General features: G+C 64.4%; 26 protein-coding genes. 12 read left to right on the top strand and 14 right to left on the bottom strand.

The genetic code is table 11. The features are described from left to right. Window positions 1-78 precede the first annotated feature (78 nt). Window positions 79-1167 (top strand): anhydro-N-acetylmuramic acid kinase, encoded by a 1089-nt coding sequence (locus tag METFAM1_RS0116080; protein ID WP_019916446.1) that lies wholly within the window; start codon window positions 79-81, stop codon window positions 1165-1167. A 12-nt stretch (window positions 1168-1179) separates the two neighbouring features. Here the strand turns inward: METFAM1_RS0116080 and erpA are convergent, their stop codons facing one another. From erpA to rplM, 6 genes are all read right to left on the bottom strand, one after another. Next, window positions 1180-1530: an iron-sulfur cluster insertion protein ErpA gene (erpA, locus tag METFAM1_RS0116075; RefSeq protein ID WP_019916445.1), complete on the bottom strand. Its 351-nt coding sequence runs from the start codon at window positions 1528-1530 to the stop codon at window positions 1180-1182. A 33-nt stretch (window positions 1531-1563) separates the two neighbouring features. Beyond that, window positions 1564-1965: a bactofilin family protein gene (locus tag METFAM1_RS0116070; RefSeq protein WP_019916442.1), complete on the bottom strand. Its 402-nt coding sequence runs from the start codon at window positions 1963-1965 to the stop codon at window positions 1564-1566. Window positions 1966-1988: 23 nt separating this feature from the next. After that, window positions 1989-2678 carry a DUF6776 family protein gene (locus tag METFAM1_RS0116065; RefSeq protein WP_019916441.1) on the bottom strand — a complete coding sequence of 230 codons (690 nt, stop codon included), beginning with the start codon at window positions 2676-2678 and terminating at the stop codon, window positions 1989-1991. 44 nt (window positions 2679-2722) lie between these two features. Further along, window positions 2723-3754, bottom strand: coding sequence for an N-acetyl-gamma-glutamyl-phosphate reductase (gene argC / locus METFAM1_RS0116060; RefSeq protein WP_024300764.1), 1032 nt, complete (start codon window positions 3752-3754; stop codon window positions 2723-2725). A gap of 123 nt (window positions 3755-3877) precedes the next feature. Continuing rightward, window positions 3878-4276 carry a 30S ribosomal protein S9 gene (gene rpsI, locus METFAM1_RS0116055; protein ID WP_019916439.1) on the bottom strand — a complete coding sequence of 133 codons (399 nt, stop codon included), beginning with the start codon at window positions 4274-4276 and terminating at the stop codon, window positions 3878-3880. A gap of 13 nt (window positions 4277-4289) precedes the next feature. Continuing rightward, the gene (gene rplM / locus METFAM1_RS0116050) at window positions 4290-4718 is read right to left on the bottom strand and encodes a 50S ribosomal protein L13 (protein ID WP_020166122.1); all 429 of its coding nucleotides are present in this window, start codon (window positions 4716-4718) and stop codon (window positions 4290-4292) included. Between the two features lie 477 nt (window positions 4719-5195). Between rplM and METFAM1_RS0116045 the strand changes: the two genes are divergently transcribed. Then, the gene (locus METFAM1_RS0116045) at window positions 5196-5618 is read left to right on the top strand and encodes an OsmC family protein (protein WP_019916437.1); all 423 of its coding nucleotides are present in this window, start codon (window positions 5196-5198) and stop codon (window positions 5616-5618) included. 10 nt (window positions 5619-5628) lie between these two features. Here METFAM1_RS0116045 and coq7 read toward each other — a convergent pair whose 3' ends face one another. The 6 genes from coq7 to METFAM1_RS0116015 form a co-directional block, all read right to left on the bottom strand. After that, window positions 5629-6249 carry a 2-polyprenyl-3-methyl-6-methoxy-1,4-benzoquinone monooxygenase gene (coq7, locus tag METFAM1_RS0116040; protein WP_019916436.1) on the bottom strand — a complete coding sequence of 207 codons (621 nt, stop codon included), beginning with the start codon at window positions 6247-6249 and terminating at the stop codon, window positions 5629-5631. A 27-nt stretch (window positions 6250-6276) separates the two neighbouring features. After that, window positions 6277-6849 (bottom strand): CNP1-like family protein, encoded by a 573-nt coding sequence (locus METFAM1_RS0116035; protein WP_019916432.1) that lies wholly within the window; start codon window positions 6847-6849, stop codon window positions 6277-6279. Window position 6850: 1 nt separating this feature from the next. Next, window positions 6851-7438 carry a DUF3501 family protein gene (locus METFAM1_RS0116030; protein WP_024300763.1) on the bottom strand — a complete coding sequence of 196 codons (588 nt, stop codon included), beginning with the start codon at window positions 7436-7438 and terminating at the stop codon, window positions 6851-6853. Window positions 7439-7450: 12 nt separating this feature from the next. Then, window positions 7451-8794: a heterodisulfide reductase-related iron-sulfur binding cluster gene (locus METFAM1_RS0116025; protein ID WP_019916430.1), complete on the bottom strand. Its 1344-nt coding sequence runs from the start codon at window positions 8792-8794 to the stop codon at window positions 7451-7453. A 93-nt stretch (window positions 8795-8887) separates the two neighbouring features. Next, window positions 8888-9307: a rubrerythrin family protein gene (locus tag METFAM1_RS0116020; protein ID WP_019916429.1), complete on the bottom strand. Its 420-nt coding sequence runs from the start codon at window positions 9305-9307 to the stop codon at window positions 8888-8890. Window positions 9308-9449: 142 nt separating this feature from the next. Continuing rightward, window positions 9450-10028 (bottom strand): RNA pyrophosphohydrolase, encoded by a 579-nt coding sequence (locus METFAM1_RS0116015; RefSeq protein WP_019916428.1) that lies wholly within the window; start codon window positions 10026-10028, stop codon window positions 9450-9452. A 146-nt stretch (window positions 10029-10174) separates the two neighbouring features. Between METFAM1_RS0116015 and METFAM1_RS0116010 the strand changes: the two genes are divergently transcribed. Together METFAM1_RS0116010 and METFAM1_RS0116005 are read left to right on the top strand one after the other, a co-directional pair. Beyond that, complete coding sequence (locus METFAM1_RS0116010; protein ID WP_019916427.1) at window positions 10175-11896, top strand: proline--tRNA ligase; 1722 nt, start codon at window positions 10175-10177, stop codon at window positions 11894-11896. 2 nt (window positions 11897-11898) lie between these two features. Further along, window positions 11899-12510 (top strand): lytic transglycosylase domain-containing protein, encoded by a 612-nt coding sequence (locus METFAM1_RS0116005; RefSeq protein ID WP_019916426.1) that lies wholly within the window; start codon window positions 11899-11901, stop codon window positions 12508-12510. Here the strand turns inward: METFAM1_RS0116005 and METFAM1_RS0116000 are convergent, their stop codons facing one another. Together METFAM1_RS0116000 and ffh are read right to left on the bottom strand one after the other, a co-directional pair. Further along, window positions 12511-13134 carry a response regulator transcription factor gene (locus METFAM1_RS0116000; RefSeq protein WP_019916425.1) on the bottom strand — a complete coding sequence of 208 codons (624 nt, stop codon included), beginning with the start codon at window positions 13132-13134 and terminating at the stop codon, window positions 12511-12513. A gap of 15 nt (window positions 13135-13149) precedes the next feature. Further along, a complete protein-coding gene (gene ffh, locus METFAM1_RS0115995; RefSeq protein WP_019916423.1) occupies window positions 13150-14505 on the bottom strand; it encodes a signal recognition particle protein in 1356 nt (451 codons plus the stop codon). A 37-nt stretch (window positions 14506-14542) separates the two neighbouring features. On the opposite strand from ffh, the gene METFAM1_RS0115990 reads away from it, so the two are divergent. The 8 genes from METFAM1_RS0115990 (at window position 14543) to aspS (ending at window position 23541) form a co-directional block, all read left to right on the top strand. After that, on the top strand, window positions 14543-15349 hold the full coding sequence (locus METFAM1_RS0115990) for a cytochrome C assembly family protein (protein WP_019916422.1): 807 nt from the start codon (window positions 14543-14545) through the stop codon (window positions 15347-15349). A 3-nt stretch (window positions 15350-15352) separates the two neighbouring features. Further along, entirely contained in the window at window positions 15353-16627 is a 1275-nt protein-coding gene (locus METFAM1_RS0115985) for an HlyC/CorC family transporter (protein WP_019916421.1), read from the top strand. A 107-nt stretch (window positions 16628-16734) separates the two neighbouring features. After that, a complete protein-coding gene (pilB, locus tag METFAM1_RS0115980; RefSeq protein ID WP_019916419.1) occupies window positions 16735-18450 on the top strand; it encodes a type IV-A pilus assembly ATPase PilB in 1716 nt (571 codons plus the stop codon). Between the two features lie 56 nt (window positions 18451-18506). Next, on the top strand, window positions 18507-19739 hold the full coding sequence (locus tag METFAM1_RS0115975) for a type II secretion system F family protein (RefSeq protein WP_019916418.1): 1233 nt from the start codon (window positions 18507-18509) through the stop codon (window positions 19737-19739). 10 nt (window positions 19740-19749) lie between these two features. Then, window positions 19750-20607 carry a prepilin peptidase gene (locus METFAM1_RS0115970; RefSeq protein ID WP_019916417.1) on the top strand — a complete coding sequence of 286 codons (858 nt, stop codon included), beginning with the start codon at window positions 19750-19752 and terminating at the stop codon, window positions 20605-20607. Between the two features lie 166 nt (window positions 20608-20773). Beyond that, complete coding sequence (locus METFAM1_RS0115965) at window positions 20774-21079, top strand: FmdB family zinc ribbon protein (protein ID WP_019916416.1); 306 nt, start codon at window positions 20774-20776, stop codon at window positions 21077-21079. Next, the gene (locus METFAM1_RS0115960) at window positions 21079-21708 is read left to right on the top strand and encodes a DUF502 domain-containing protein (protein WP_019916415.1); all 630 of its coding nucleotides are present in this window, start codon (window positions 21079-21081) and stop codon (window positions 21706-21708) included. The genes METFAM1_RS0115965 and METFAM1_RS0115960 overlap by 1 nt, the downstream gene beginning before the upstream one ends. 39 nt (window positions 21709-21747) lie before the next feature. Continuing rightward, complete coding sequence (gene aspS / locus METFAM1_RS0115955; RefSeq protein WP_019916414.1) at window positions 21748-23541, top strand: aspartate--tRNA ligase; 1794 nt, start codon at window positions 21748-21750, stop codon at window positions 23539-23541. The last annotated feature ends 4 nt before the right edge of the window (window positions 23542-23545 follow it).

Here is a 23545-nt window from a genome sequence, read left to right as displayed (position 1 = left end):
CGCAGGCAGGTGCCACGCGACGACCGACAAAGCGCTCGATGTTAGCGCAAGCGGGTCGGCAGGCAGAAGGACGAGCCGATGAGCGCGCTGTACATCGGGCTGATGTCGGGCACCAGTCTGGACGGAGTGGATGCGGTGATTGCGGACCTGGCCCGCCCGCGACCGCAGGTGGTGGGACATGCGCACCTGGCCTTTCCAGCCGCCTTGCGGGAGGAATTGCAGGCGCTCTGCTCAAGCGGCGACGATGAAATACACCGGTCGCAGGTCGCGGCGATCGAATTGGCGCGCGTCTATGCAGGGCTGGTCCGCACGCTGCTGAACCAGACAAGTGTTGCGGCAACTTCAATCAAGGCCATCGGTTGCCACGGACAGACTGTCCGCCACATGCCCGCCCACGGCTACACCGTTCAGCTGAATGCACCAGCCATCCTGGCCGAGGAGACGGATATTTGCGTGGTGTCGGATTTCCGCGCGCGCGACCTGGCGGCGGGCGGACAGGGCGCCCCTCTCGTCCCGGCGTTCCACGCGAGCCTGTTCGGATCGACGGACCGGGCGCGCGCGGTACTGAATCTGGGCGGAATGGCGAACCTGACGCTACTGGAATCCGCTCGTCCCGTGCGCGGCTTCGACAGCGGTCCCGCGAACGTGCTGATGGACGCCTGGATCGCGCATCGTCGCGGCCTTGACTACGACAGGGACGGCGCCTGGGCGGCGAGCGGTCAGGTCGACGCGGCACTGCTTGCGAAACTGCTTGCACACCCCTTCTTCGCCGCGCCGCCCCCGAAAAGTTGCGGGCGCGAGCAATTCAATCTGGAGTGGCTACTCGAACTGCTGCCGGAGCAGATCCGCGACGAGGACGTCCAGGCCACGCTGGCGGAGCTGACCGCGCAGTCGGTCGCCGACGCACTGAACACCGGGGGTTTTCGCCCGGACGATGTCGCGGTGTGCGGCGGGGGCGCGTTCAATCATCACCTACTGCAGCGGCTCGCCTTGCACGTCGGGCGCCCGGTGCGGAGCTCGGCCGATGAGGGCGTACCGCCCGAGCAGGTGGAGGCGCTGGCATTCGCGTGGCTGGCACAGCGCACGCTCAACCGCGAGCCGGGCAACCTGCCGGAGGTGACCGGGGCACGCGGCTTGCGCGTGCTCGGCGCGGTCTGGCCCGCCTGAGGCAGCGATCGATCAGACCGAGAACGACGATCCGCAGCCGCAGGTCGAGGTCGCGTTCGGGTTCTTGATCACGAACTGCGCACCTTCCAGGCCTTCGCTGTAGTCGATCTCTGCTCCGACCAGATACTGGTAGCTCATCGGGTCGATAAGTAGCGTTACGCCATTCTTCTCGAGCGCGGTGTCGTCCTCGTTGGTCACTTCGTCAAAAGTGAATCCGTACTGGAAGCCGGAACAGCCACCACCGGACACAAAAACGCGCAGCTTCAGATCCGGGTTGCCCTCTTCGAGGATCAGTTCCTTCACCTTGTTGGCGGCGCTTTCGGAGAAGACCAGCGGAAGGGGCATTTCAGTCACTGCATTCATGAGTATGTACTCCTGGTTGACGCTTCGCCGGCATCAGCTTCCGCTGGCCAGCTTCAATTCGACCGCGCGCGGCGCAGTCTCCTGATGTTCGAGTTGCCCCTTGACGATGGCGCCGAGGTGCACCTCCAGACGGTTATAGACCACGTCACCGGAAATTCGTGCCTGGGGCTGCAATTCCAAGAACTCGGTCGATACGATCGGACCTTGTACGGCCCCGTTGATCATCGCATGAGTCACGGTGACCGCACCTTCGATACGCGCATGCTCGCTCAACACCAGCGTACTCGGCGCGTTGTCATCAGCACGTACGTTGCCGATCACCTCGCCATCGACACGCAGGCCGCCGCGGAAATGGATGTCGCCATTCACGCGCGTGCCTGCACCAATCAGGCTGTCGATGCGCTTGCTGGGTTTCTCAGACTTCTTGCCGAACATGTCCCCTCCGATTCCGGCAACCGTCACAAGGATGCGGTCGCTCTTGCCCTGATCTGTCCATCCTGCAGGAAGCGAGCCTCGATGGAGAGCAACCTCGCCTCCTTCGGCACGGCAAGCACGCCGTCGACACGCTGGAAATGCCGGAAAGTCAGCCGACTGTTCTCGGCACCCGAATCCGGCGGGAAAGTGATGGTAGCACCCTGACCGGCACGGTCAATCGACGCCACGATCTGGTAAGAACCCTTCGTATCTGCATCGGCCTTGCCTCCTTGGCGGACGATGAGCATGCGATAGCGGTACCGCCCCGCCTCTCCGTCCGGCTCCAGCACCAGCCGATTTATCTTGAAACCCTGCTCGATACCGCTGGAGCCCGCCCCAGCCAGGCTTTCGAAAATCAGAGCGTCTTCCCGCAAGCGTGCGTTCTCGCTCTCCAGCGAACGTATCCTGGCTGCCAGCTGTTCCTGTGCCGTACGTTCGATCTGCAGGCTGCTGTGTGCGGAATCCGCCTGCTGTCGCATGCTCGCAAGTTCGGCATCGACCACGGCCAGACGTTCACGCAACGAAACGACCTCGGCTTGCATGTCATCGACGTCCAGCCCGACCCAACCTCGCCCCGCGTCGTAGATTCCGCGGGCAGCCGCCAGCGCCAGTGCCATGACGCCGGCCGCGACGAGAAGCTTGAGCCACCAGGGCGCGTGCGAACGGATCGCCACCTGCCGGGCGGCGATACCGTGGCGAAAACGCCAGCGGCGCGCCCTCAGGGCAAGACCGGAACGAGTTCTAGCCCACACGACTCGTCAAATCCGAACATCAGATTCATGTTCTGCACCGCCTGCCCGGCAGCCCCCTTGACCAGGTTGTCGATCACCGACAAGACCACGACCGTGTCGCCGCCCTGCGGACGATGCACCGCGATCCGGCAAGTGTTCGACGCACGCACCGAACGCGTCTCCGGATGGCTGCCGGCGGGCAGTACATCCACGAAGCGCTCACCACGATAGCGGCTCTCGAACAGGGCCTGCAGGTCGCAGTCCTTGGTCAGTCGCGCGTAGAGCGTCGCATGGATGCCGCGGATCAATGGTGTCAGATGAGGCACGAATGTCAGACCCACATCGGCGCCGGCCACGGCGGCCAGCCCCTGGCGTATTTCGGGCAGATGCCGATGTCCGCCGACACCGTAAGCCTTGAAGTTGTCTCCAGCCTCGGCAAACAAGGTGTGCACTTCGGCCTTGCGACCGGCGCCGGACACACCCGACTTCGCATCGGCGATCAGTGTCGCGCGGTCGATCACCCCCGCCTCGATCAGCGGAATGAATCCGAGTTGCACCGCCGTCGGATAGCAGCCGGGATTGGCCACCAGCTGCGCCGAGCGCACCTGCTCACGATTGACTTCTGGCAACCCGTAGATCGCGGTCTTCAGCACGTCGGGACAGGCGTGCGGCATGCCGTACCACTTTTCCCATGCCGCTTCGTCCTTCAGCCGGAAATCCGCGGCCAGATCGACCACTTTCACCCCGGCGTCGAGCAGCGCCGGTACTTGTTGCATTGCGATGCCGTTCGGCGTGGCGAAGAAGACGACGTCGCAGCTCTCCAACCCGGCTTGGGCCGGGTCGGAAAAAGCGAGATCGACGTGACCGCGCAGACTGGGGAACATGTCCGCCACCGGGCGCCCTGCATCGCCGCGCGAAGTGATGGCCGACAGCTCGACCTCCGGGTGGCGCGCCAACAGGCGCAGCAATTCGACCCCGGTGTAGCCGGTTCCACCAACGATACCCGCCTTGATACCCACTTCGCCCCTCCTCCGCTCAGCCGCACCGACCCTGCCGGATCGATCACGGAAAAAGCGGAATGATGCCAGAAATGAAAAAAGCCGCCCGAAGGCGGCCTTTCCCGTACGCCGGAGCGCGGTGTATCAGCGCTTCGAGAACTGCTTGCGACGACGCGCCTTGTGGAAGCCGACCTTCTTGCGCTCGACTTCACGGGCATCGCGGGTAACGAAACCAGCCTTGCTCAGCGCCGGCTTCAGCGTCGCGTCGTAATCGATCAGCGCGCGGGTGATGCCATGACGCACCGCACCGGCCTGACCCGATTCACCACCACCGGTGACATTCACGAGGATGTCGAAGGTGCTGACGTGTTCGGTCAGCTCAAGCGGCTGACGGACGACCATGCGGCCGGTTTCGCGCGAGAAGAACTCGTCCACCGGCTTGTCATTGACGACGAAGGCGCCCTTGCCCGGACGCAGGAACACGCGGGCAACTGCAGTCTTGCGACGGCCGGTGCCATAGTAATAATCAACTTTGAATGCCATGACCGTTCCGTCCTCAGATGTCCAGAGCCTTGGGCTGCTGCGCGGCGTGCGGATGCTCGGCGCCGGCGTAGCACTTCAGCTTCTTGATCATCGCGTAACCGAGCGGACCCTTGGGCAGCATGCCCTTGACGGCCTTCTCAAGCACGCGCGCCGGGAAGCGCTGCTGCAGCTTGGTGAAATTGGTTTCGTAGATACCGCCCGGGTAGCCCGAATGGCGGTAGTACTTCTTGTCCTGCGCCTTGTCGCCGGTCACACGCAGCTTCTCGACATTCACGACGACGATGTAGTCACCGGTATCCACGTGCGGGGTGAAGACAGGCTTGTGCTTGCCGCGCAGACGGCGTGCGATCTCACTGGCGAGGCGCCCGAGTACCTTGTCAGAGGCATCGACAACGTACCAGTCGCGCACGACTTCATGCGGCTTGGCTGAAAAGGTTTTCATCTCGAACGTCCTGTGATTCTGGGCGATCTCGCCCAAAAGCCCGCGAATTTAACTCGCGAGTTCGAGCGTGTCAATCCCTGATAGACAACAAAAAAAGCGCGACTCCTGGGAGTCGCGCTGAATCCACACCAAAGGAGGAGGGTGGAGGAGACACCTGCGGCAGACGTCGCACTGAACGACGCCCGCGAAACCTGACTTGATTATTGATCACGCTCAACACAAAGGCAAGGATTTTTTGCATCGCACAAAGTTTGCGTCGCCGCCAAACCCGGCTTGTTCGTCGGAGAGTCCACAGCAAACAACCATTCAAATCATGTGGATAAGAAAAACACTTGCGTCGTTCTCCCAGAAAGCCCGCCGGTCTCGTCGGCACACACGCGTTCAGCGATCGCACAAGTGCCGCAGCGCACCAAAGCCAATCAACGGCGCGCCGGCCGACACCTGATTACAATCGCGCATCACTGAAGGGAGTGCGCAATGGACTGTGTGGTGAAGTGGGTGGACAACATGAGCTTCCTGGCCGAGACCGGCTCGGGACACATGATCAATATGGATGGCGCACCCGAAGCAGGCGGCCGCAACCTGGCGGCGCGCCCGATGGAACTGCTGCTGGCGGGCACGGGCGGCTGCACCGCATTCGACGTCATGCTCATCCTGAAGAAGAGTCGTCAGCAGGTCACGGGTTGCGAGGTTGCGCTGAAGGCGGATCGCGCGAGCGAGGACCCCAAGGTATTCACCCGCATCGGTTTTCACTTCAAGATCAGCGGCCGCGGCCTCAAACCCGAGGTGGTCGAGCGCGCAATCCACCTGTCGGCCGAGAAGTACTGTTCGGCGTCCATCATGATCGGCAAGACCGCGAAGATGGAGCACACATGGGAGATCGTCGAAACAGGCGGCTGACGCCGCCTGTTCAGACGTAATAGGCGACGCCGGTCATGACCCGGGAGGCTGCCCGCATCGCGAGTCGGACGGGCGCCGGCAGTTGCGCGGCGCCGAGACGTTCGGCCGTGTGTGCGTGCTCGCGTTCGTCCTGACGCATCTGTTCCAGTATCCGCCAAGATTTCTGATCGGCCGGCGGCAGGCGATCGAGGTGCCCTTGCAGGTGAGCTTCGACCTGCTTCTCGGTCTCGGCAAGGAAGCCCAGATTCCACTTGTCGCCGACTAGCCCGGCTGCGACACCCATCATCAGCGCACCGCCGTACCACAGCGGGTTCAACAGGCTGGGACGACTGCCCAGTTCGGCCATGCGCGAAGCCGTCCAGCTCAGGTGCTCGGTTTCCTCGACAGCCGCACGGCGCAGGGCGTCGCGCACGGCGGGTTCGCGGCAAGTCAGGGACTGCCCCTGGTAGAGCGCCTGAGCGCAGATCTCGCCGACGTGGTTGATGCGCATCAACGCACCAACATGACTGCGCTGCGTCTCGTCGAGTTCGGCCTCGGGCAGGTCGCCGCCGGGCAACGGCCGTCCGGTGCGCGCGGGTGCGGCCAGCGTGCGCAAGGCGCGGTCAAGTTCGGTAATCAGGCGGTCGAGCATGGATGCCTTCGATGAAAGTCGGGATGTTCAACGATAGCCGGTGAGCGGCGTGCCGGTGCGTGAATTGAAGCTGTTGGCCAGCATTTCGAGCACCTTCTTCGGCTGCAGCGCGAATCCGTCGGCGCACATATAGTCCGAGTAGAGCATGAAAGGGTATGAATTCAGACGGTTTCCGCCGCCGATCGGAATCCAGCGGCTGCCGCGTGTCAGCGCCCACTCGCGGTTCGAACGCAGGGTCGCGTACACCTTGCGTTCGCCGGTGCCGCAGCGCAGTGCCTCGGCCGCGATGTTCTCGGTCCCGCTCGGCGCGACGACGCGGGATATGTAGCGGATGGCGCCGTCCTTGCCGACCGTCAGCGGTGCGCGTGCGATGTAGTAGCGGTTGCGGGTCGACGCGTTCAGGTAGAACTCCTCCCACTCGACCTTCTCAGGAAGCGGCGGCACCTCGTAATCGTCTTCGGTCACCTTGGCCGCGGGATCGACGGTTTCGCCACGAAAGGGCTCCGGCTTCTGCCAGTCGGTGATCTGAGCCGGGGCTGCAGACACACCCGCCAGGAAGATCAGGCCGGTCAACAAACGGCCGACAGAAAAAAACGGCATTTCAATTCACCAGGTCAGCGCACAGCGAAGCCCGCAGCGCTGCCGGCACGGGCGACACCCCCGCACTGTAATGCGGATGGTCGACGCCCACCGACAGGGCCGCGCCCTCGGCGAGCGCGTGTTTCATTTCGGCAGTCAGCTCGAAGCGGAGGAAATGCACCGCCGACGTCTTGACCGCGTTCTCGCGTTCAAGATCCTCGTCGGCAATCGCAGTTACCGGAGAGTATCCATCGACACGTACCCATACCGTGTCCTCGATGCCGATCAGGCGGGCGAGGCTCTGCTTGCGCTGGTGCTCGTCCGGGTACTCGATCAACATTGTCGCCTTGAAGTTACTGCCATCGGGGATGAGCGGATTGTAAGCGCCCAGTTCGTCGAGAATGCCCGCTTCCTCGAAAGTGCGTTCGATCCGCAGCATTTCCTGCACCTGATAGCGGATGGTGAGCTCGTCCTCGAACACCAGCGTCACGTGTTCGCCGAGGTGAAGCGTGCGCTCGCGCTTGTGCGCGATCACGCGCGCGCGGAATTGCGGGCGCTCGCGTGCGTACTGTTCGAGACTCATCAGACTGTCGCGTGCGATCGCCGGCATGTTCATCCCTCCTCAGTCCAATCCGTAGGCGATGCACAACAGCGTCAGCGGATGCGCCTTCTGCGCGCGCGTGCCGCCCTGACTGTCGGCGATGCCCTGCATGATGTGCCGACCGGCGATCGGGCAGTCCGAACTGACGAAGTCGGGGTCGCTGACTTGCATCTGCCGGAACACCGGCCTGCCGATCTTCATCGACAGATCGAAGAACTCCGCCTTCACGCCCCAGGTGCCGTCGTGACCTGCGCAGCGCTCGACCGTGCTGACCTGCGTGCCGGGCACCAGTTGCAGCGCCTCGCGCGTTTTCTGGCCGACGTTCTGCACGCGCGAGTGGCAGGGGATGTGATAGGACACGCGACCGAGCTCGCGCCGGAAATCGTTCTTCAGCAAACCGTCCCGGTGTCGCAGCACGAAGTACTCGAACGGATCGAACATCGCGTCGGCCACCGCGCGAACATCGGCGTCGTCGGGGAACATCAGCGGCAGCTCCTGCTTGAACATCAGCGTGCATGACGGCACCGGCGTCAGGATGGCCCAGCCTTCGCGCGCCAGTCGCGCCAGCGGAGGAATGTTGATCTCCTTCAGCTTTGCCACTTGCTCCAGGTCGCCCAGTTCGAGCTTGGGCATGCCGCAGCAGGCTTCTTTCTCGATCAGTGTGGCCGGAATCTCGTTGTGGGCCAGCAACTTGAGCAGATCGACGCCGATACCCGGTTCGTTGTAGTTGACGTAGCAGGTGGAGAACACCGCCACCTTTCCGGGTGTACGCTGTCCGTCACGCATGGCGAAACCGTCGGCTGGCTCCGCGATTCCGCGAAAGCGGTACGGTGCATAGGGCGGCAGCTGACGATCCTTGTGCACGCCGAGCACTCGCTGCATCAGCGAACGCGCGGCGCCGTTGCCGTTCACCGCGTTGACCGTCTGCGCCACCACCGGAATGGCGGCCAGCTTGCCGATGGCGTCCGTGCTGGTCAGCAGGCGATCGCGGAAGCGCGTCTCGCCCTTCCTGAACTTGATCGCCTTGGCTCGCAGCATCAGATGCGGGAAATCTAGATTCCACTGATGTGGCGGCACGTAAGGACACTTGGTCATGAAGCACATGTCGCACAGATAGCACTGGTCCACCACCTCCCAGTACCGGTGCTTCGGGATCGCATCCACTTCGCCGCTGTCGCCCTCGTCGATCAGGTCGAACAGCTTGGGGAAGGCGGTACACAGGTTCACGCACCGGCGGCAGCCGTGGCAGATGTCGTAGGTGCGTTCGAGTTCCTGCATCAGCGCCGCCTCGTCGTAGTAGGCGGCGCTTTTCCAGTCTATCGGGTGGCGCTTCGGTGGCTCCAGACTGCCTTCGCGAACGGTCATCGCACATCCTCCGGTCGACGCACGGGGTGGCGGACGCGGGCTGGTCCCGCGCCCACCTTGTCGGAGCGGTGCCGGCCCAGGGCCGGCGCGCACTCAGTCGAGCAGTCCGTCTAGCGCCTTCTGGAACCGATTTGCGTGCGAGCGCTCGGCCTTGGCCAGCGTTTCGAACCAGTCGGCAATCTCCTCGAACCCCTCGTCGCGAGCGGTCTTGGCCATGCCCGGATACATGTCTGTGTACTCGTGCGTCTCGCCAGCGATCGACGCCTTCAGGTTGTCACGCGTACCGCCAATCGGCAGACCGGTGGCGGGATCGCCACAGGCTTCGAGATATTCCAGATGCCCGTGTGCGTGACCTGTCTCGCCCTCGGCCGTGGAACGAAAGACGGCGGCGACGTCGTTCTGTCCCTCGACATCGGCCTTGGCCGCAAAGTACAGATAGCGGCGGTTCGCCTGCGACTCTCCGGCAAACGCACACTTCAGATTGTCCTCGGTCTTCGAACCCTTGAGTTGCATGGACGCCTCCTTCAACAATGGGTGAGGGATGCCCCGGAGGGCAGGGCCGCGCCGGCAACAGGCGAAGAATCGGTGCGGCTTAGACCCAGTATAAACAGGCATTCAGCCGCTTCAAGGACGACGGGGCGGAGGCGTCGCGCGGTCAGGATGACGAGTGCAGAGGATCCTGCAGCGCACCAGAACCCGGGAGGACGTGTTCGCCTGCATCGCTGCCATCCGGCTGACGCATCGCACCACGCGGGCGCGGCGGTCGGAAAGCCAGCCGCGCGAGTTCGGTCAGCGCCTGCTGATAGACCTGGCGCTTGAACTCGATCACCGAGTCGAGCGGAATCCAGTAGTCGCTCCACCGCCAGGCGTCGAATTCCGGGTGGTCGGTGGCGCGCAGGCAGACGTCGCAGTCGCGACCGACCATGCGCAGCAGATACCAGATCTGCTTCTGGCCGCGATACGCGCTGCGCCATTCGCGCCGCACCCAGTTGCGCGGCACGTCGTAACGCAGCCAGTCACGCGTGCGGCCGACGATGCGCACATGCTGCGGACGCAGCCCCAGTTCTTCCCAGAGCTCGCGATACATCGCCTGCTCCGGCGATTCGCCGTGGTTGATGCCCCCCTGGGGAAACTGCCAGGCGTGCTCGCCTATGCGCTTGCCCCAGAAGACCTCGTTGCGCCCGTTGATCAGAATGATGCCGACGTTCGGGCGGTACCCTTCCCGGTCGAGCATGGTTGAACCTGCTGTGTAAGATTTTCCGTGGATTCTTCCACATTTCGCCGCCGAATTGAAGCAAACGACCCGGCGCGGGCCGATCCGCGCGAAACGGCTAGAATCAGAGGTTTATTGACCGATCCGCAGCGGATTCCACACCCTCCATGTACGCCAGCAAATTCTTCATTTCCACGCTCAAGGAAGCCCCCTCGGACGCCGAGGTCGTGTCGCACAAGCTGATGACCCGCGCCGGCATGATTCGCAAGCTCGCCGGCGGCATCTACAACTACATGCCGATGGGGCTGCGGGTGATCCGCAAGATCGAGGGCATCATCCGCGACGAGATGAACCGCGCTGGCGCCATCGAACTGCTGATGCCGCTGATCCAGCCGGCCGAGCTGTGGCAGGAAACCGGCCGCTGGGACAAGATGGGTCCGGAAATGCTGCGCGTGAAGGACAGGCACGACCGCGACTTCATCATTCAGCCGACGTCGGAAGAGGTGGTGACCGACATCGCCCGCGCCGAAATCCACAGCTGGCGCCAGCTGCCGAAGAATTTCTATCACATCCAGACCAAGTTCCGCGACGAGCGCCGACCGCGCTTCGGCGTCATGCGCGGCCGCGAATTCACGATGAAGGACGCCTACTCCTTCGACCGTGACGAAGAAACCGCCGGCCGCAGCTACGACATCATGTTCGACGCCTACATGCGCATCTTCCGCCGCCTGGGCCTTGAATTCCGCGCCGTCGCCGCCGACACTGGCGCCATCGGCGGCTCGCGCAGTCACGAATTCCAGGTGATCGCCGACACCGGCGAAGACCTGATCGCCTGGTGCCCGGATTCCGACTACGCCGCCAACATCGAACTGGCGCAGGCCACCGCGCTGATCGCCGACCGCGCAACGCCGACCCAGGCGCTGGAAAGAGCCCCCACACCGGGCACCGTGCGCTGCGAGGACGTCGCCGCCCTGCTCGGCTTGCCGATCGAACGCACGGTCAAGTCCGTCGTGCTGGCGACCGATAGGGAAGGCAAGACCGAACTGTGGCTGCTCATGCTGCGCGGCGATCATGAACTGAACGAGGTGAAGGCATCCAAGCTGGCCGGCCTGAAGGACGGCTTCCGCTTCGCCACCGAAGCCGAGATCGTCGAGCACTTCGGCTGCAAGCCGGGCTATCTGGGTCCGGTCGGACTGAAGAAGCCGGTGCATGTGATCGCCGACCTGACGGTTGCCAACATGAGCGATTTCGTCACCGGCGCGAACGAGGTGGACGCCCACCTGACCGGCGTTAACTGGGCGCGCGACCTGCCGGAACCCGAGGCCGTCGCCGATCTCCGCAACGTGGTCGAGGGCGATCCGTCACCCGACGGCAAGGGCCGGCTGTCGATACAGCGCGGCATCGAGGTCGGACATGTGTTCTTCCTCGGCACCAAGTATTCGGAAGCAATGAACTGCACCTATCTCGACGAAACCGGCAAGCCGCGCACCATGGTCATGGGCTGCTACGGCATCGGCGTGACCCGTCTGGTGGGTGCCGCGATCGAACAGAACCATGACGAGCGCGGCATCATCTGGCCGCAGTCCATCGCCCCCTTCGAAGTAGTCATCTGCCCGGTGGGCTGGAGCAAGTCGGAACAGGTGCGCGCGACTGCAACGCAGCTTTACGACGAGCTGTCTGAGGCCGGCTTCGACGTCATCCTCGACGACCGCGACGAGCGCCCGGGCGTCATGTTCGCCGACTGGGAACTGATCGGTGTGCCGCACCGGATCACGGTCGGCGAGCGCGGCCTGAAGGAAGGCGTGATCGAGTACCAGAACCGGCGCGACGCGGCGGCGCAGAAAGTGGCGCCCAACGCTGTGCGCGCACTGATCGGCGAGCCGGTCTGACGATGAAGCGGCTGGCTGCGCCCCTCGCGCTGACGCTGGCCCTGGCGGCCGGCGGCGCACGCGCGTCGCAGCAGTACGAGCCGCTGGCGGACAGCGTGCGCGCGGCGCTGCATCTGGCCATCAGCGACCGCGCAGCCCCCGACCTGCCCGCGTTCTCTTCGCCACAGAAGCAGTTGTGGCTCGGCACGATGTCGGAACGCCTCGCCAAGCGCATGCCGGACGAGGCCGGGCGCATGGAGTTCCTGAAGACGGTGCATTACGAAGCCACGCGCGCCGGCCTGGACCCGCAGCTGGTGCTGGGCCTGATCCAGGTCGAGAGCGGCTTTCGCAAGTACGCGGTCTCCAGCGCGGGGGCGCGCGGCTACATGCAGGTGATGCCGTTCTGGGTGAAGCTGATCGGCAGCGAAGAAAGCAACCTTTTCCACCTGCGCACCAATCTGCGCTTCGGCTGCACCATCCTCCGTCACTATCTCGACATCGAGAAGGGCAACCTCTTCCGCGCGCTCGGCCGCTACAACGGCAGCCTGGGCAAGGCGGAATATCCGAACATGGTGCGCGGCGCGTGGGAGCGCCACTGGTCATGGCCAGCCATCACGTCGGCCAGCAACCCCTGATCAGACCGACTCCGACAGCACCCGCCACTCGGTCACGCGCGCGACCAGTTCGGCCAGCGACGCAGCGCGCATCTTGTCCATCACGCGGGCCCGGTGCTGTTCCACGGTTTTCGCGCTGATGCCCAGTTCACCGGCGATACCCGCGTTCGACAGGCCGCGCAAGACACGGTCGAGTACCTCGCGCTCCCGCGCAGTGAGACTCGCCAGCGCGTCGGCGACCTGCTGCACGCGCTGGCGCCGCGCGTCCGCAGCGGCGGCACGAGCCAGCGCTTCGGCGACCCGCAAGCGCAACACCGCTGCTTCGATTGGCATCAGCATGAAATCGAGTGCGCCGGCACGCAGCGCGCGCACGGCGACGGTCACGTCGCAGGGACCGGACACGAAGATGACCGGCGCACGACTGCCGACTACCCGCAGGCTGGACTGCAGGTCGAGCCCGCTGATGCCGCGCAACGCGGCGTTCAGCAGCACGCAGGCGGCACGCGACAGCGCCTCGCGGTCCTGAAGCAACACCCCGGCGCCGGAAAAGCCCTGCACATCCGCGTCGACCCCGGTCAGCGCCTGGCACAGCGCACGCCGCATCGCGGCGTCGTCATCGACCACGCAGACCAGCGGACGCGTCATCGGATCGCAGGCGACTCAGCGCATGCCGGGCAGCATGCCCTTCATGCCGCGCATCAGCTTCTGCATGCCGCCCTTGGAGAACTGCTTCATCATCTTCTGCGTCTGCTCGAACTGATTCAGCAGGCGGTTTACCTCCTGCACCGAGGTACCCGAACCCGCCGCGATACGACGCTTGCGGTTGGCCTTGATCAGTTCAGGCTTGGTGCGCTCGGCCGGTGTCATCGAGTTGATGATGCCTTCGATGCGGCGGATCGCCTTTTCGTCCTGCCCGCCCTGCAACTGCTGCGCCGCACCGGCGAACTGCGCCGGCAGCTTGTCCATCAGCGCCGACAGTCCGCCCATCTTGCGCATCTGCGCGATCTGCGCCTTGAAGTCGTTCAGATCGAAGCCCTTGCCGCTCTTCAGCTTCTGCGCGAATTCCTTGGCCTGGTCTTCGTCGACCTGGCGACGCGCTTCCTCGACCAGGCCCATGATGTCGCCCATGCCGAGAATGCGCGACGCCATGCGCTGCGGATGGAACTCCTCCAGCCCGGTCAGCTTTTCGCCGACGCCGGCGAACTTCAGCGGCGCACCGGTGACGTGGCGCACCGACAGTGCAGCGCCACCGCGCGCATCGCCGTCGAGCTTGGTCAGCACGACGCCGGTCAACGGCAGCGCATCCTTGAACGCCTTGGCGGTATTGACCGCGTCCTGGCCCAGCATCGCATCGACGACGAACAGCGTTTCGATCGGGTTGAGCGCCTGATGCAGCGCGCGAATCTCGTCCATCATCGCCTGATCGATCGCCAGCCGGCCGGCGGTATCGACCAGCAGCACGTCGAAATAGCGCGTCTTCGCGAATTCGACAGCGGCGCGGGCGATGTCGACCGGCTTCTGCTCCGGCGTCGACGGGAAGAACTCGGCGCCGGCCTGGCCGGTGACGGTACGCAGCTGTTCGATGGCGGCTGGACGATAGACGTCGCAGGACACCGTGAGCACCTTCTTCTTCTGCGTTTCCTTCAGCCATTTGGCCAGCTTGCCGACCGTGGTGGTCTTGCCGGCGCCCTGGAGACCGGCCATCAGCACGATGGCCGGCGGCTGCGTCGCAAAGTTGAGGCTGGCGGTGGCGCCGCCCATCAGCGCCGCCAATTCGTCGTGCACTACGCCGACCAGGGCCTGGCCCGGCGTCAGCGAGCCGACGACCTCCTGGCCGACCGCCTTCTCGCGGATGCGGGTGACCAGTTCCTTCACCACCGGCAGGGCGACGTCCGCTTCAAGAAGCGCCATGCGCACTTCGCGCAGCATGTCGGAAATGTTCTCGTCGGTCAGTCGCGCCTGTCCGCGCAGCGTCTTGACGACCTTGGCGAGCCGTTGGGTGAGGTTATCCAGCATGAAAGAGCGGCGTGCGCCTTGGGTTAAACTGAAGCCGATGATTCTAATCGAACTGCTTCCTTCCGCCCTCTACGCCGCGCTCGCCTTCTGGTTCATGCGCCCGGCGCGGGCAGGCGCACACACCGCGGCCGGTGGCGTGCGCCCGGCAGCACTGGCCGCAGCACTGCTGGTGCACGCCGCCGTGCTGTCGGTACAGATCTTTCCGGAGGGCCGCATGCGCTTCGGCGCAGGCGACGCGCTGGCGGTGATGACCTGGCTGGCGCTGGTGTTCTACTGGATTGAAAGCCTGTCGTCGCGACTCGATGGTCTGCACATGCTGGCCCTGCCGGCCGCAGCCCTGTGCGCCGCGGTGCCGGTCATCTGGCCCGGCCGGCACGACATCGGCAACGCAGACAACCTTCTGTTCCGCGCCCACTTCGTGATGGCGATGACGGCTTACAGCCTGTTCACGCTGGCGGCACTGCACGCGATGCTGATGTCGGCGGTCGAGCGCAACCTGCACCGCGGCCGCCTGATCCGTCTGCTGGAGAACATGCCGCCGCTGCTGGTGATGGAAGGTCTGCTGTTCCGCCTGATCACCATCGCGTTCGTGCTGCTGAGCGCCACGCTGATCACCGGCATCGCCTTCTCGGAACAGGTGTTCGGCAAGCCTCTCGCGTTCAGCCACAAGACGGTGTTCGCCATCCTTGCGTGGGTGGTTTTCGGCACCCTGCTGGTGGGGCGTCACTTCCGCGGCTGGCGCGGACGGCTGGCGCTGCGGTGGACGCTCGGCGGCTTCTTCGTCCTGCTGCTCGCCTATATAGGTACGCAATTCGTGCTCGAGGTCGTGCTCGGCCGCGCCTGACCGATGGATTCGATCCCACTTTCCACCCAGCTGATCGTGCTGGGTGTGCTGCTCGTGCTGTCCGGCTTCTTCTCGATGGCCGAGACGGCGATGATGGCCTCCAACCGCTTCCGCCTGAAGGCAGCTGCCCAGAATGGCTCGCGCGGCGCGCAGCGCGCCCTCGATCTGCTGGGGCAAACGGACAAGCTGCTCGGCGTCATCCTGCTGTTCAACAACCTGGTCAATGCCGCGGCCGCGACGCTGACCGGAGTGATCGCGATCAATCTTTTCGGCGAGGGCGAACTGGCGCTCGGGCTGGGCACCGTGCTGATCACCTTCCTGATCCTGGTGTTCTCGGAAATCACCCCGAAGGTGGTGGGCGCCGGCTACGCGAACGCGATCGCGCCCGTGGTGGCCTTCGTGCTGACGCCGCTGCTCAAGGTGTTCTATCCGGTGGTGTGGACGGTGAACCTGTTCGTATCGGCGCTGCTGCGCATCACACGGCTGCAGCCGGGCAACACGGACGAGGGGCAGACGCTGTCTGCCGAGGAATTGCGCGCGCTGATGACGGAATCCGGCCACTTCATCCCGGCCGCCCACCGGCGCATCCTGATCAATCTGTTCGAACTGGAGGACGTGACGGTCGAGGACGTCATGACGCCGCGCAACCAGATCGAGGCCATTGATCTGGAGCAACCGCTGAACGTGATCCAGCACCAGATCGCCACCAGTCATCACGGCCGCGTGCCGGTGTTCGAAGGCGACCTCGACCGCGTGCTCGGCGTGCTGCCGCAGCGGCGTGTGGTCAGCGCGCTGTCGGCCGGCGAACTGGATCAGGACGAAATCCGCGGCCTGCTGACCCGGCCCTACTTCGTGCCATCAGCAACGCCGCTGTACAGCCAGCTGCAGTTCTTCCAGGAGAACCGGCAGCGTCTGGCGCTGGTGGTGAACGAGTACGGCGAGGTCGAGGGGCTGGTCACGCTGGAAGACATCATCGAGGAAATCGTCGGCAAGTTCACCACCGGCGTGCCGGGCAGCGGACAGTCGCTGAGCTGGAACGGCGACAACAGCGTCATCGTCGACGGCGGACGCAGTCTGCGCGAGCTGAATGGCAAGCTCGGGCTGGCCCTGCCGCTGGACGGACCGAAGACCTTGAACGGCCTGCTGCTCGAACACCTGCAGGACATTCCGGAATCCGGTCTGTCGGTGCGGATCGGCACTGTCGCGATGGAAATCCTGCACACCGAGGACCGCATGGTGCGCAGTGTGCGTCTGTTCAAACCACAGGACGCAGCCTGAGCCGGCGCTCAAGATACGCCGGCCACAAACCGTTTACAGATCAAGCCTGAATCGTCATCATCGAAGACGACACTTCAACACCGCTCGCTGATTCCCCCTAATGCGCCATGGCCGCCACCGCTAAGAATGCACTGTCGGGTCTTGCCCGCGCGCTGGCGCAGAGCGGGCGGCTGACCGAGACCGAAGCTGAGAGCCTGACACGCGAGGGCGCGCAATCTGGCCACGGTTTCATCGCGCAACTGGTCGCCAGCGGCAAGATGAGCGCACGCGACGCAGCCGCCTTCGCCTCGGAAACCTTCGGCTATCCGCTGCTGGACCTCGCGCAGTACGACCCGGACCAGTTCCCGGCGGACGCGATCGACAAGAAGCTGATGCGCACCCACCGCGTGCTGGCGCTGAAGAAGCGCGGCAACCGGCTGGCGGTGGCGATCGCCGATCCGTCCAACCTGCGCGCCATCGACGAGATCCGCTTCCAGACCGGTCTGGCCGTGGACCCGGTCGTCGTCGAGACCGACAAGCTCGCCACCCTCGTCGACAAGCTGTCGGAAACCGTTGAGAAGGCTTTGGAATCGATCGCTTCGGTCGACTTCGATTTCGACGGTGAAATGGCGCCTGAGGAAGACGCCGCCGCCAGCAACGACGCCCAGGTCGAGATCGACGACGCACCGGTGGTGCGCTTCATCCAGAAGATTCTGCTCGACGCGATCAACGAAGGCGCCTCCGACGTCCACTTCGAGCCCTACGAGAAGTACTACCGCATCCGCTACCGTACCGACGGCGTACTGCGCGAGATCACCCAGCCGCCGCTGGTGCTGCGCGAGAAGATCGCGTCGCGCATCAAGGTCATTTCCCGGCTGGACATTTCAGAGAAGCGGGTGCCGCAGGACGGCCGGATGAAATTCGTGCTGTCCAAGACCAAGGCGATCGACTTCCGCGTCAGTACCTTGCCGACGCTGCACGGCGAGAAGATCGTCATGCGTATCCTCGACCCGAGTTCGGCCATGCTGGGCATCGACGCGCTCGGTTACGAGCCCGAGCAGCGCGCCTCGCTGATGCATGCGATCGAGCGCCCCTACGGCATGATTCTGGTGACCGGTCCGACCGGCTCCGGCAAGACGGTGTCGCTCTATACCTGCCTGAACATCCTGAACAAGCCGGGCGTCAATATCTCGACCGCCGAGGATCCGGCCGAAATCAACCTGCCGGGCATCAACCAGGTCAACGTCAACGACAAGGCGGGCCTCACCTTCGCTGCCGCACTGAAGTCCTTCCTGCGGCAGGATCCGGACGTGATCATGGTCGGTGAAATCCGCGACCTCGAAACGGCCGAGATTTCGATCAAGGCCGCCCAGACCGGTCACCTGGTGCTGTCGACGCTGCACACCAACGACGCGCCGACCACGCTGGACCGCATGCGCAACATGGGCATCGCCGCCTTCAACATTGCGTCCAGCGTCATTTTGATCACTGCCCAGCGACTGGCGCGCCGGCTATGCTCCTGCAAACAGCCGATGGACATTCCGGTCGAGGCGCTGCTGGAGGCCGGATTCACCGAAGCGGACCTCGACGGCAGCTGGCAGCCCTATGCGCCGGTCGGTTGCGAGCGCTGCAAGGGAAGCGGTTACAAGGGTCGGGTCGGCATCTATCAGGTGATGCCGATCTCCGACGAGATTGCGCATATCATCATGACCAACGGCAATTCGATCGACATTGCCGCGCAGGCACGGCGCGAGGGCGTCAAGGACCTGCGCCAGTCCGGTCTGCTGAAGGTCAGGCAGGGCGTCACTTCGCTGGCCGAAGTGCTCGCCTGCACCAACGAATGAGCGACGCCGCGCACGGCGTCGCCGCATGAGCGGACTCACCCCGCAAGGAGCTTGATTTGGCCACCGCAACCCGCCCCGTACGCAAGGACAGCGGTTCCAAGGAAACGGTCTTCAACTGGGAAGGCAAGGACAAGAGCGGCAAGCTGGTGCGCGGCGAAATGCGCGCCGGCGGCGAAGCCATGGTCCAGGCCACGCTGCGTCGCCAGGGCATCCTGGTTACCAAGGTCAAGAAGCGCAGCTTCGGCCGTGGCGGCAAGGTGACCGAAAAGGACATCACGCTGTTCACCCGGCAACTGGCGACGATGATGAAAGCGGGTGTCCCCCTGCTGCAGGCCTTCGACATCGTCGGCAAGGGCGCCGGCAATCGGGCGGTATCGAAGCTGCTCGGCGACATCCGGCTTGAGGTCGAATCCGGCTCCAGTCTGAACCAGGCTTTCCGCAAGTATCCGCAGCACTTCGACCAGCTGTTCTGCAACCTCGTTGCCGCCGGTGAGCAGGCCGGTATTCTTGACGGCCTGCTCGACCGTCTGGCCACGTATCGCGAAAAGATTCTGGCCATCAAGGGCAAGATCAAGTCGGCGATGTTCTACCCGATCGCGGTCATCGTGGTGGCCATCGTGATCACCGCCGTGATCATGATTTTCGTCATTCCCGAGTTCAAGAAGGTGTTTTCGAGCTTCGGTGCCGACCTGCCGGCGCCGACGCTGTTCGTCATCGCAATCTCCGACGCCTTCGTCGAGTACTCATGGCTCATCTTCGGCGGGGCCTTTGCGGCAATCAGCGCCTTCTTGTACATGCTGAAGCGATCGGTACCGCTGCAGATCGCCGTGGACCGCCTGTCGCTCAAGCTTCCGGTTCTCGGCGAAATCCTGCGCAAAGCCACCATTGCGCGCTGGGCGCGCACCTTGTCGACGATGTTCGCCGCCGGCGTACCGCTGGTCGAGGCGCTCGACTCTGTGGGCGGCGCGGCCGGCAACCACATCTACAAGACGGCGACGCGACAGATCCAGAACGAAGTCAGCACCGGCACCAGCCTGACCGTCGCGATGCAGAACACCAATGTGTTCCCGGTCATGGTGATCCAGATGGCGTCAATCGGCGAGGAATCCGGTCAGCTCGATTCGATGCTGTCCAAGGTGGCCGACTTCTTCGAACAGGAGGTCGACGATTCGGTCGACGCGCTGTCCAGCCTGCTCGAGCCCATCATCATGGTGGTGCTCGGCACGCTGATCGGCGGTCTGGTGGTCGCCATGTATCTGCCCATCTTCAAGGTCGCCCAGTCGGTCTGACACCGGAATCGTGAGCGGACTCGAATCGCTGGCCGAGAGCGGCCTGCTGCTGCCGCTGGTCGGCCTGCTCGGCTTGGCCGTCGGCAGCTTCCTGAACGTGGTGATCCACCGCCTGCCCATCATGATGGAGCGGGAGTGGGCGGCACAGTGCGCCGATCTGCGCGGCGAACCGGCGCCGGAGTTCGAGACGCTGTCGCTGCTGGCGCCGCGTTCGCGCTGTCCCAAGTGCGGCCACGGCATCGGTGCGCTGGAGAACATCCCGGTGCTGTCATGGCTGCTGTTGCGCGGCCGGTGCAGGGGCTGCGGTACCGGCATCAGCGTCCGCTATCCGCTGGTCGAACTGCTGACCGGGCTGCTGAGCCTGGCCTGTGCCTGGACATTCGGACCGACACTGCTGCTGATCGGCGCCCTTGCGCTGGTATGGGCGCTGATCGCGCTCACCTTCATCGATCTCGACACCCAGCTGCTGCCGGACAGCATCACGCTGCCGCTGATCTGGGCTGGGCTGCTGCTCAATCTTGTCGGCGGCTTCACCGATCTGCAGTCGGCCGTCGTCGGTGCCATCGCCGGCTATCTGGTGCTCTGGAGTGTTTACTGGGCGTTCAAGCTGGCCACCGGCAAGGAGGGCATGGGCTACGGCGACTTCAAGCTGCTGGCCGCGCTCGGTGCTTTTCTCGGCTGGCAGATGCTGCCGGTGATCATCCTGCTGTCGTCGCTGGTCGGTGCGGTGGTCGGCATCGCGCTGATCGTGCTGCGCTCGCACGGTCGCGACGTGCCGATTCCGTTCGGGCCCTATCTGGCCGCCGCCGGCGTGATCGCGCTGTTCTTCGGCGCCACGATCAACCGCACCTATCTGGGGCTGATGTAGGCATCGGCCGGGGCTTGAATCCCCAGAATGGGCGCCCCATTTCTCCAGCGCAGCGTCCATTTCGCGCACCCGCTCCCGCCATGCGCAGGGCTGGCGATTTCCTGGCGCGAAATGTGCATGTGCAACAATGCCTTAGTCTATAATTTCGCGTTTTCTGGAGCTCGACATGCCGATCTACGGTTACCGCTGCTCGTCCTGCGGTTTTGAAAAGGACGTGATGCAGAAGATCAGCGCCGCGCCGCTGACCGATTGCCCGTCCTGCGGCGCATCGACCTTCACCAAGCAGTTGTCCGCAGCCGGCTTCCAGCTCAAGGGCAGCGGCTGGTACGCCACCGACTTCAAGGGCGGCGGCTCGGGCAGCAGCACCACGACGCCGAAGGCGGACACGTCCGCATCGACCGCGTCCTCGTCTTCCGGTGACAGCGCCGCCGCACCCTCGACGCCCTGTGGCGGCTCTTGCGCCTGCCATTGATGAAGCGTTACTTCATTACCGGGCTGCTGATCTGGATTCCGCTGGCCATCACGATCTGGGTGCTGGCCTGGATACTGGGCACGCTGGACCAGACCATGCTGCTGGTGCCCTGGCAGTGGCGGCCGGCACAGCTGTTCGGCTTCGACGTGCCTGGCCTGGGCGTCATCCTGACCGTGCTCATCATCGTGGTCAGCGGCATCATCGGCCACAACATCATCGGCCAGCGCCTGCTGCGTTACTGGGAGGGCCTGCTGTCGCGCATCCCGGTCGTGAAGTCGATTTACAACGGCGTGAAGCAGGTGTCGGACACGCTGTTCTCCAGCTCCGGCGAAGCCTTCCGCAAGGCGCTGCTGGTCCAGTATCCGCGCCAGGGCAGCTGGACCATTGCCTTCCTGACCGGCCAGCCGGGCGGAGACGTGGTCAATCACCTGCCCGATCACGTCAGCGTCTACGTGCCGACCACGCCGAACCCGACCTCGGGCTTCTTCCTGATGCTGCCGCGCAGCGAGGTAATCGAGCTCGACATGACGGTGGATGAAGCACTCAAGTACATCGTGTCGATGGGCGTCGTCCCGCCGGCCAGAAAACCGAAACCGCATGCGGCCGCCGTGCCCGCACTCGACAACTGAACCGGGGTTTCCGACCCCGCACTTTCCCGGAATCACACCATGCGCACGCAATACTGCGGCCTGCTCGACGCGGGCTATCTCGACCAGACCGTCACCCTGTTCGGCTGGGCTCACCGTCGTCGCGACCACGGCGGCGTCATCTTCATCGACCTGCGTGACCGCGAAGGTCTGGTGCAGGTGGTGTGCGACCCGGACCGTGCGGAAACCTTTGCCGTGGCCGAGTCGGTGCGCAACGAGTTCTGCCTGAAGGTGACCGGTCGCGTGCGCCGTCGCCCGGAAGGCACGACCAACGCCAACCTGGTGTCGGGCGAGATCGAAGTGCTGGCCCATGAAGTCGAGGTGCTGAACGCCTCGGTCACGCCGCCCTTCCCGCTGGACGACGACAACCTGTCGGAAACCGTGCGCCTGACCCACCGCGTGATCGATCTGCGTCGCCCGGCGATGCAGAAGAACATGATGCTGCGCTACAAGACGGCGATGGCTTTCCGCCGCTTCCTCGACGGCCAGGGCTTCATCGACATCGAAACGCCGATGCTCACCAAGAGCACGCCGGAAGGCGCGCGCGACTACCTGGTGCCGAGCCGCGTGCACGACGGCCAGTTCTTCGCGCTGCCGCAGTCGCCGCAGCTGTTCAAGCAGCTCTTGATGGTGGCCGGCTACGACCGCTACTACCAGATCACCAAGTGCTTCCGCGACGAGGATCTGCGCGCCGACCGCCAGCCGGAATTCACCCAGGTCGATATCGAAACAAGCTTCCTGAACGAGCACGAAATCACCGCGATGATGGAAGACATGATCCGCTATGTCTTCAAGGAAGCGCTGTCGGTCGAGCTGCCCGCGCCCTTCCCGCGCATGAGCTACGCCGAGGCGATGAGCCGCTTCGGTTCGGACAAGCCCGACCTGCGCGTGACGCTGGAACTGGTGGACGTCGCCGACGCGGTCAAGGACGTCGCCTTCAAGGTGTTCTCCGGCCCGGCCAACGATCCGGCCTGCCGCGTCACCGCGCTGCGCGTGCCTGGCGGCGCCTCGCTGTCGCGCGGCGAGATCGACGGCTACACCGAATTCGTCAAGATCTACGGCGCCAAGGGCCTGGCCTATATCAAGGTGAATGACGTCACCAAGCTGAACGAGGAAGGCCTGCAGTCGCCCATCGTGAAGAACCTGAGCCCGGAATCGCTGGCCGCCATCATGGCGCGCACCGGTGCGCAGAGCGGCGACGTGATCTTCTTCGGCTCCGACAAGGCCAAGGTGGTGTCGGACGCGCTCGGCGCGCTGCGCCTGAAGATCGGTCACGAGAAGGGCTATGTGACCGGCGACGCCTGGCGGCCGCTGTGGGTGGTCGACTTCCCGATGTTCGAGTACGACGAGGACGAGAAGCGCTGGAACGCCTGCCACCACCCCTTCACCAGCCCGAAGGACGAACACATCGCGCTGCTCAAGACCGATCCGGGCAAGTGCCTGGCCAAGGCCTATGACCTGGCGCTGAACGGATGGGAAATCGGCGGCGGCTCGGTGCGTATCCACCAGGCGGCGGTACAGGAAACCGTGTTCGAAGCGCTCAACATCGGGCCGGAAGAGCAGCAGCTCAAGTTCGGCTTCCTGCTCGACGCGCTGAAGTACGGTGCACCGCCGCACGGTGGCCTCGCTTTCGGTCTGGACCGCATCGTCACGATGATGACCGGCGCCGAATCGATCCGCGACGTGATTGCCTTCCCCAAGACCCAGCGCGCCCAGTGTCTGCTGACCCAGGCGCCGAGCCCGGTGGACGAGCGTCAGCTGCGCGAACTGCACATCAAGCTGCGCAATACGCCGAAGGCCGACGCCGGCGCCTGAGTCC

This window comes from Methyloversatilis discipulorum (genome assembly GCF_000527135.1).
Classification (GTDB): domain Bacteria; phylum Pseudomonadota; class Gammaproteobacteria; order Burkholderiales; family Rhodocyclaceae; genus Methyloversatilis; species Methyloversatilis discipulorum.
Note: the sequence above shows the minus strand (reverse complement) of the source record. Positions and strands in the feature narration are given on the sequence as shown.

Excerpts from the sequence above, each read along its gene's own strand:
- METFAM1_RS0116080 (WP_019916446.1), top strand. The coding sequence starts at position 79 with ATGAGCGCGCTGTACATCGGGCTGATGTCGGGCACCAGTCTGGACGGA.
- erpA (WP_019916445.1), bottom strand. The coding sequence starts at position 1,530 with ATGAATGCAGTGACTGAAATGCCCCTTCCGCTGGTCTTCTCCGAAAGC.
- METFAM1_RS0116070 (WP_019916442.1), bottom strand. The coding sequence starts at position 1,965 with ATGTTCGGCAAGAAGTCTGAGAAACCCAGCAAGCGCATCGACAGCCTG.
- rpsI (WP_019916439.1), bottom strand. The coding sequence starts at position 4,276 with ATGGCATTCAAAGTTGATTATTACTATGGCACCGGCCGTCGCAAGACT.
- rplM (WP_020166122.1), bottom strand. The coding sequence starts at position 4,718 with ATGAAAACCTTTTCAGCCAAGCCGCATGAAGTCGTGCGCGACTGGTAC.
- METFAM1_RS0116045 (WP_019916437.1), top strand. The coding sequence starts at position 5,196 with ATGGACTGTGTGGTGAAGTGGGTGGACAACATGAGCTTCCTGGCCGAG.
- coq7 (WP_019916436.1), bottom strand. The coding sequence starts at position 6,249 with ATGCTCGACCGCCTGATTACCGAACTTGACCGCGCCTTGCGCACGCTG.
- METFAM1_RS0116035 (WP_019916432.1), bottom strand. The coding sequence starts at position 6,849 with ATGCCGTTTTTTTCTGTCGGCCGTTTGTTGACCGGCCTGATCTTCCTG.
- METFAM1_RS0116030 (WP_024300763.1), bottom strand. The coding sequence starts at position 7,438 with ATGCCGGCGATCGCACGCGACAGTCTGATGAGTCTCGAACAGTACGCA.
- METFAM1_RS0116025 (WP_019916430.1), bottom strand. The coding sequence starts at position 8,794 with ATGACCGTTCGCGAAGGCAGTCTGGAGCCACCGAAGCGCCACCCGATA.
- METFAM1_RS0116020 (WP_019916429.1), bottom strand. The coding sequence starts at position 9,307 with ATGCAACTCAAGGGTTCGAAGACCGAGGACAATCTGAAGTGTGCGTTT.
- METFAM1_RS0116015 (WP_019916428.1), bottom strand. The coding sequence starts at position 10,028 with ATGCTCGACCGGGAAGGGTACCGCCCGAACGTCGGCATCATTCTGATC.
- METFAM1_RS0116010 (WP_019916427.1), top strand. The coding sequence starts at position 10,175 with ATGTACGCCAGCAAATTCTTCATTTCCACGCTCAAGGAAGCCCCCTCG.
- METFAM1_RS0116005 (WP_019916426.1), top strand. The coding sequence starts at position 11,899 with ATGAAGCGGCTGGCTGCGCCCCTCGCGCTGACGCTGGCCCTGGCGGCC.
- METFAM1_RS0116000 (WP_019916425.1), bottom strand. The coding sequence starts at position 13,134 with ATGACGCGTCCGCTGGTCTGCGTGGTCGATGACGACGCCGCGATGCGG.
- ffh (WP_019916423.1), bottom strand. The coding sequence starts at position 14,505 with ATGCTGGATAACCTCACCCAACGGCTCGCCAAGGTCGTCAAGACGCTG.
- METFAM1_RS0115990 (WP_019916422.1), top strand. The coding sequence starts at position 14,543 with ATGATTCTAATCGAACTGCTTCCTTCCGCCCTCTACGCCGCGCTCGCC.
- METFAM1_RS0115985 (WP_019916421.1), top strand. The coding sequence starts at position 15,353 with ATGGATTCGATCCCACTTTCCACCCAGCTGATCGTGCTGGGTGTGCTG.
- pilB (WP_019916419.1), top strand. The coding sequence starts at position 16,735 with ATGGCCGCCACCGCTAAGAATGCACTGTCGGGTCTTGCCCGCGCGCTG.
- METFAM1_RS0115965 (WP_019916416.1), top strand. The coding sequence starts at position 20,774 with ATGCCGATCTACGGTTACCGCTGCTCGTCCTGCGGTTTTGAAAAGGAC.
- METFAM1_RS0115960 (WP_019916415.1), top strand. The coding sequence starts at position 21,079 with ATGAAGCGTTACTTCATTACCGGGCTGCTGATCTGGATTCCGCTGGCC.
- aspS (WP_019916414.1), top strand. The coding sequence starts at position 21,748 with ATGCGCACGCAATACTGCGGCCTGCTCGACGCGGGCTATCTCGACCAG.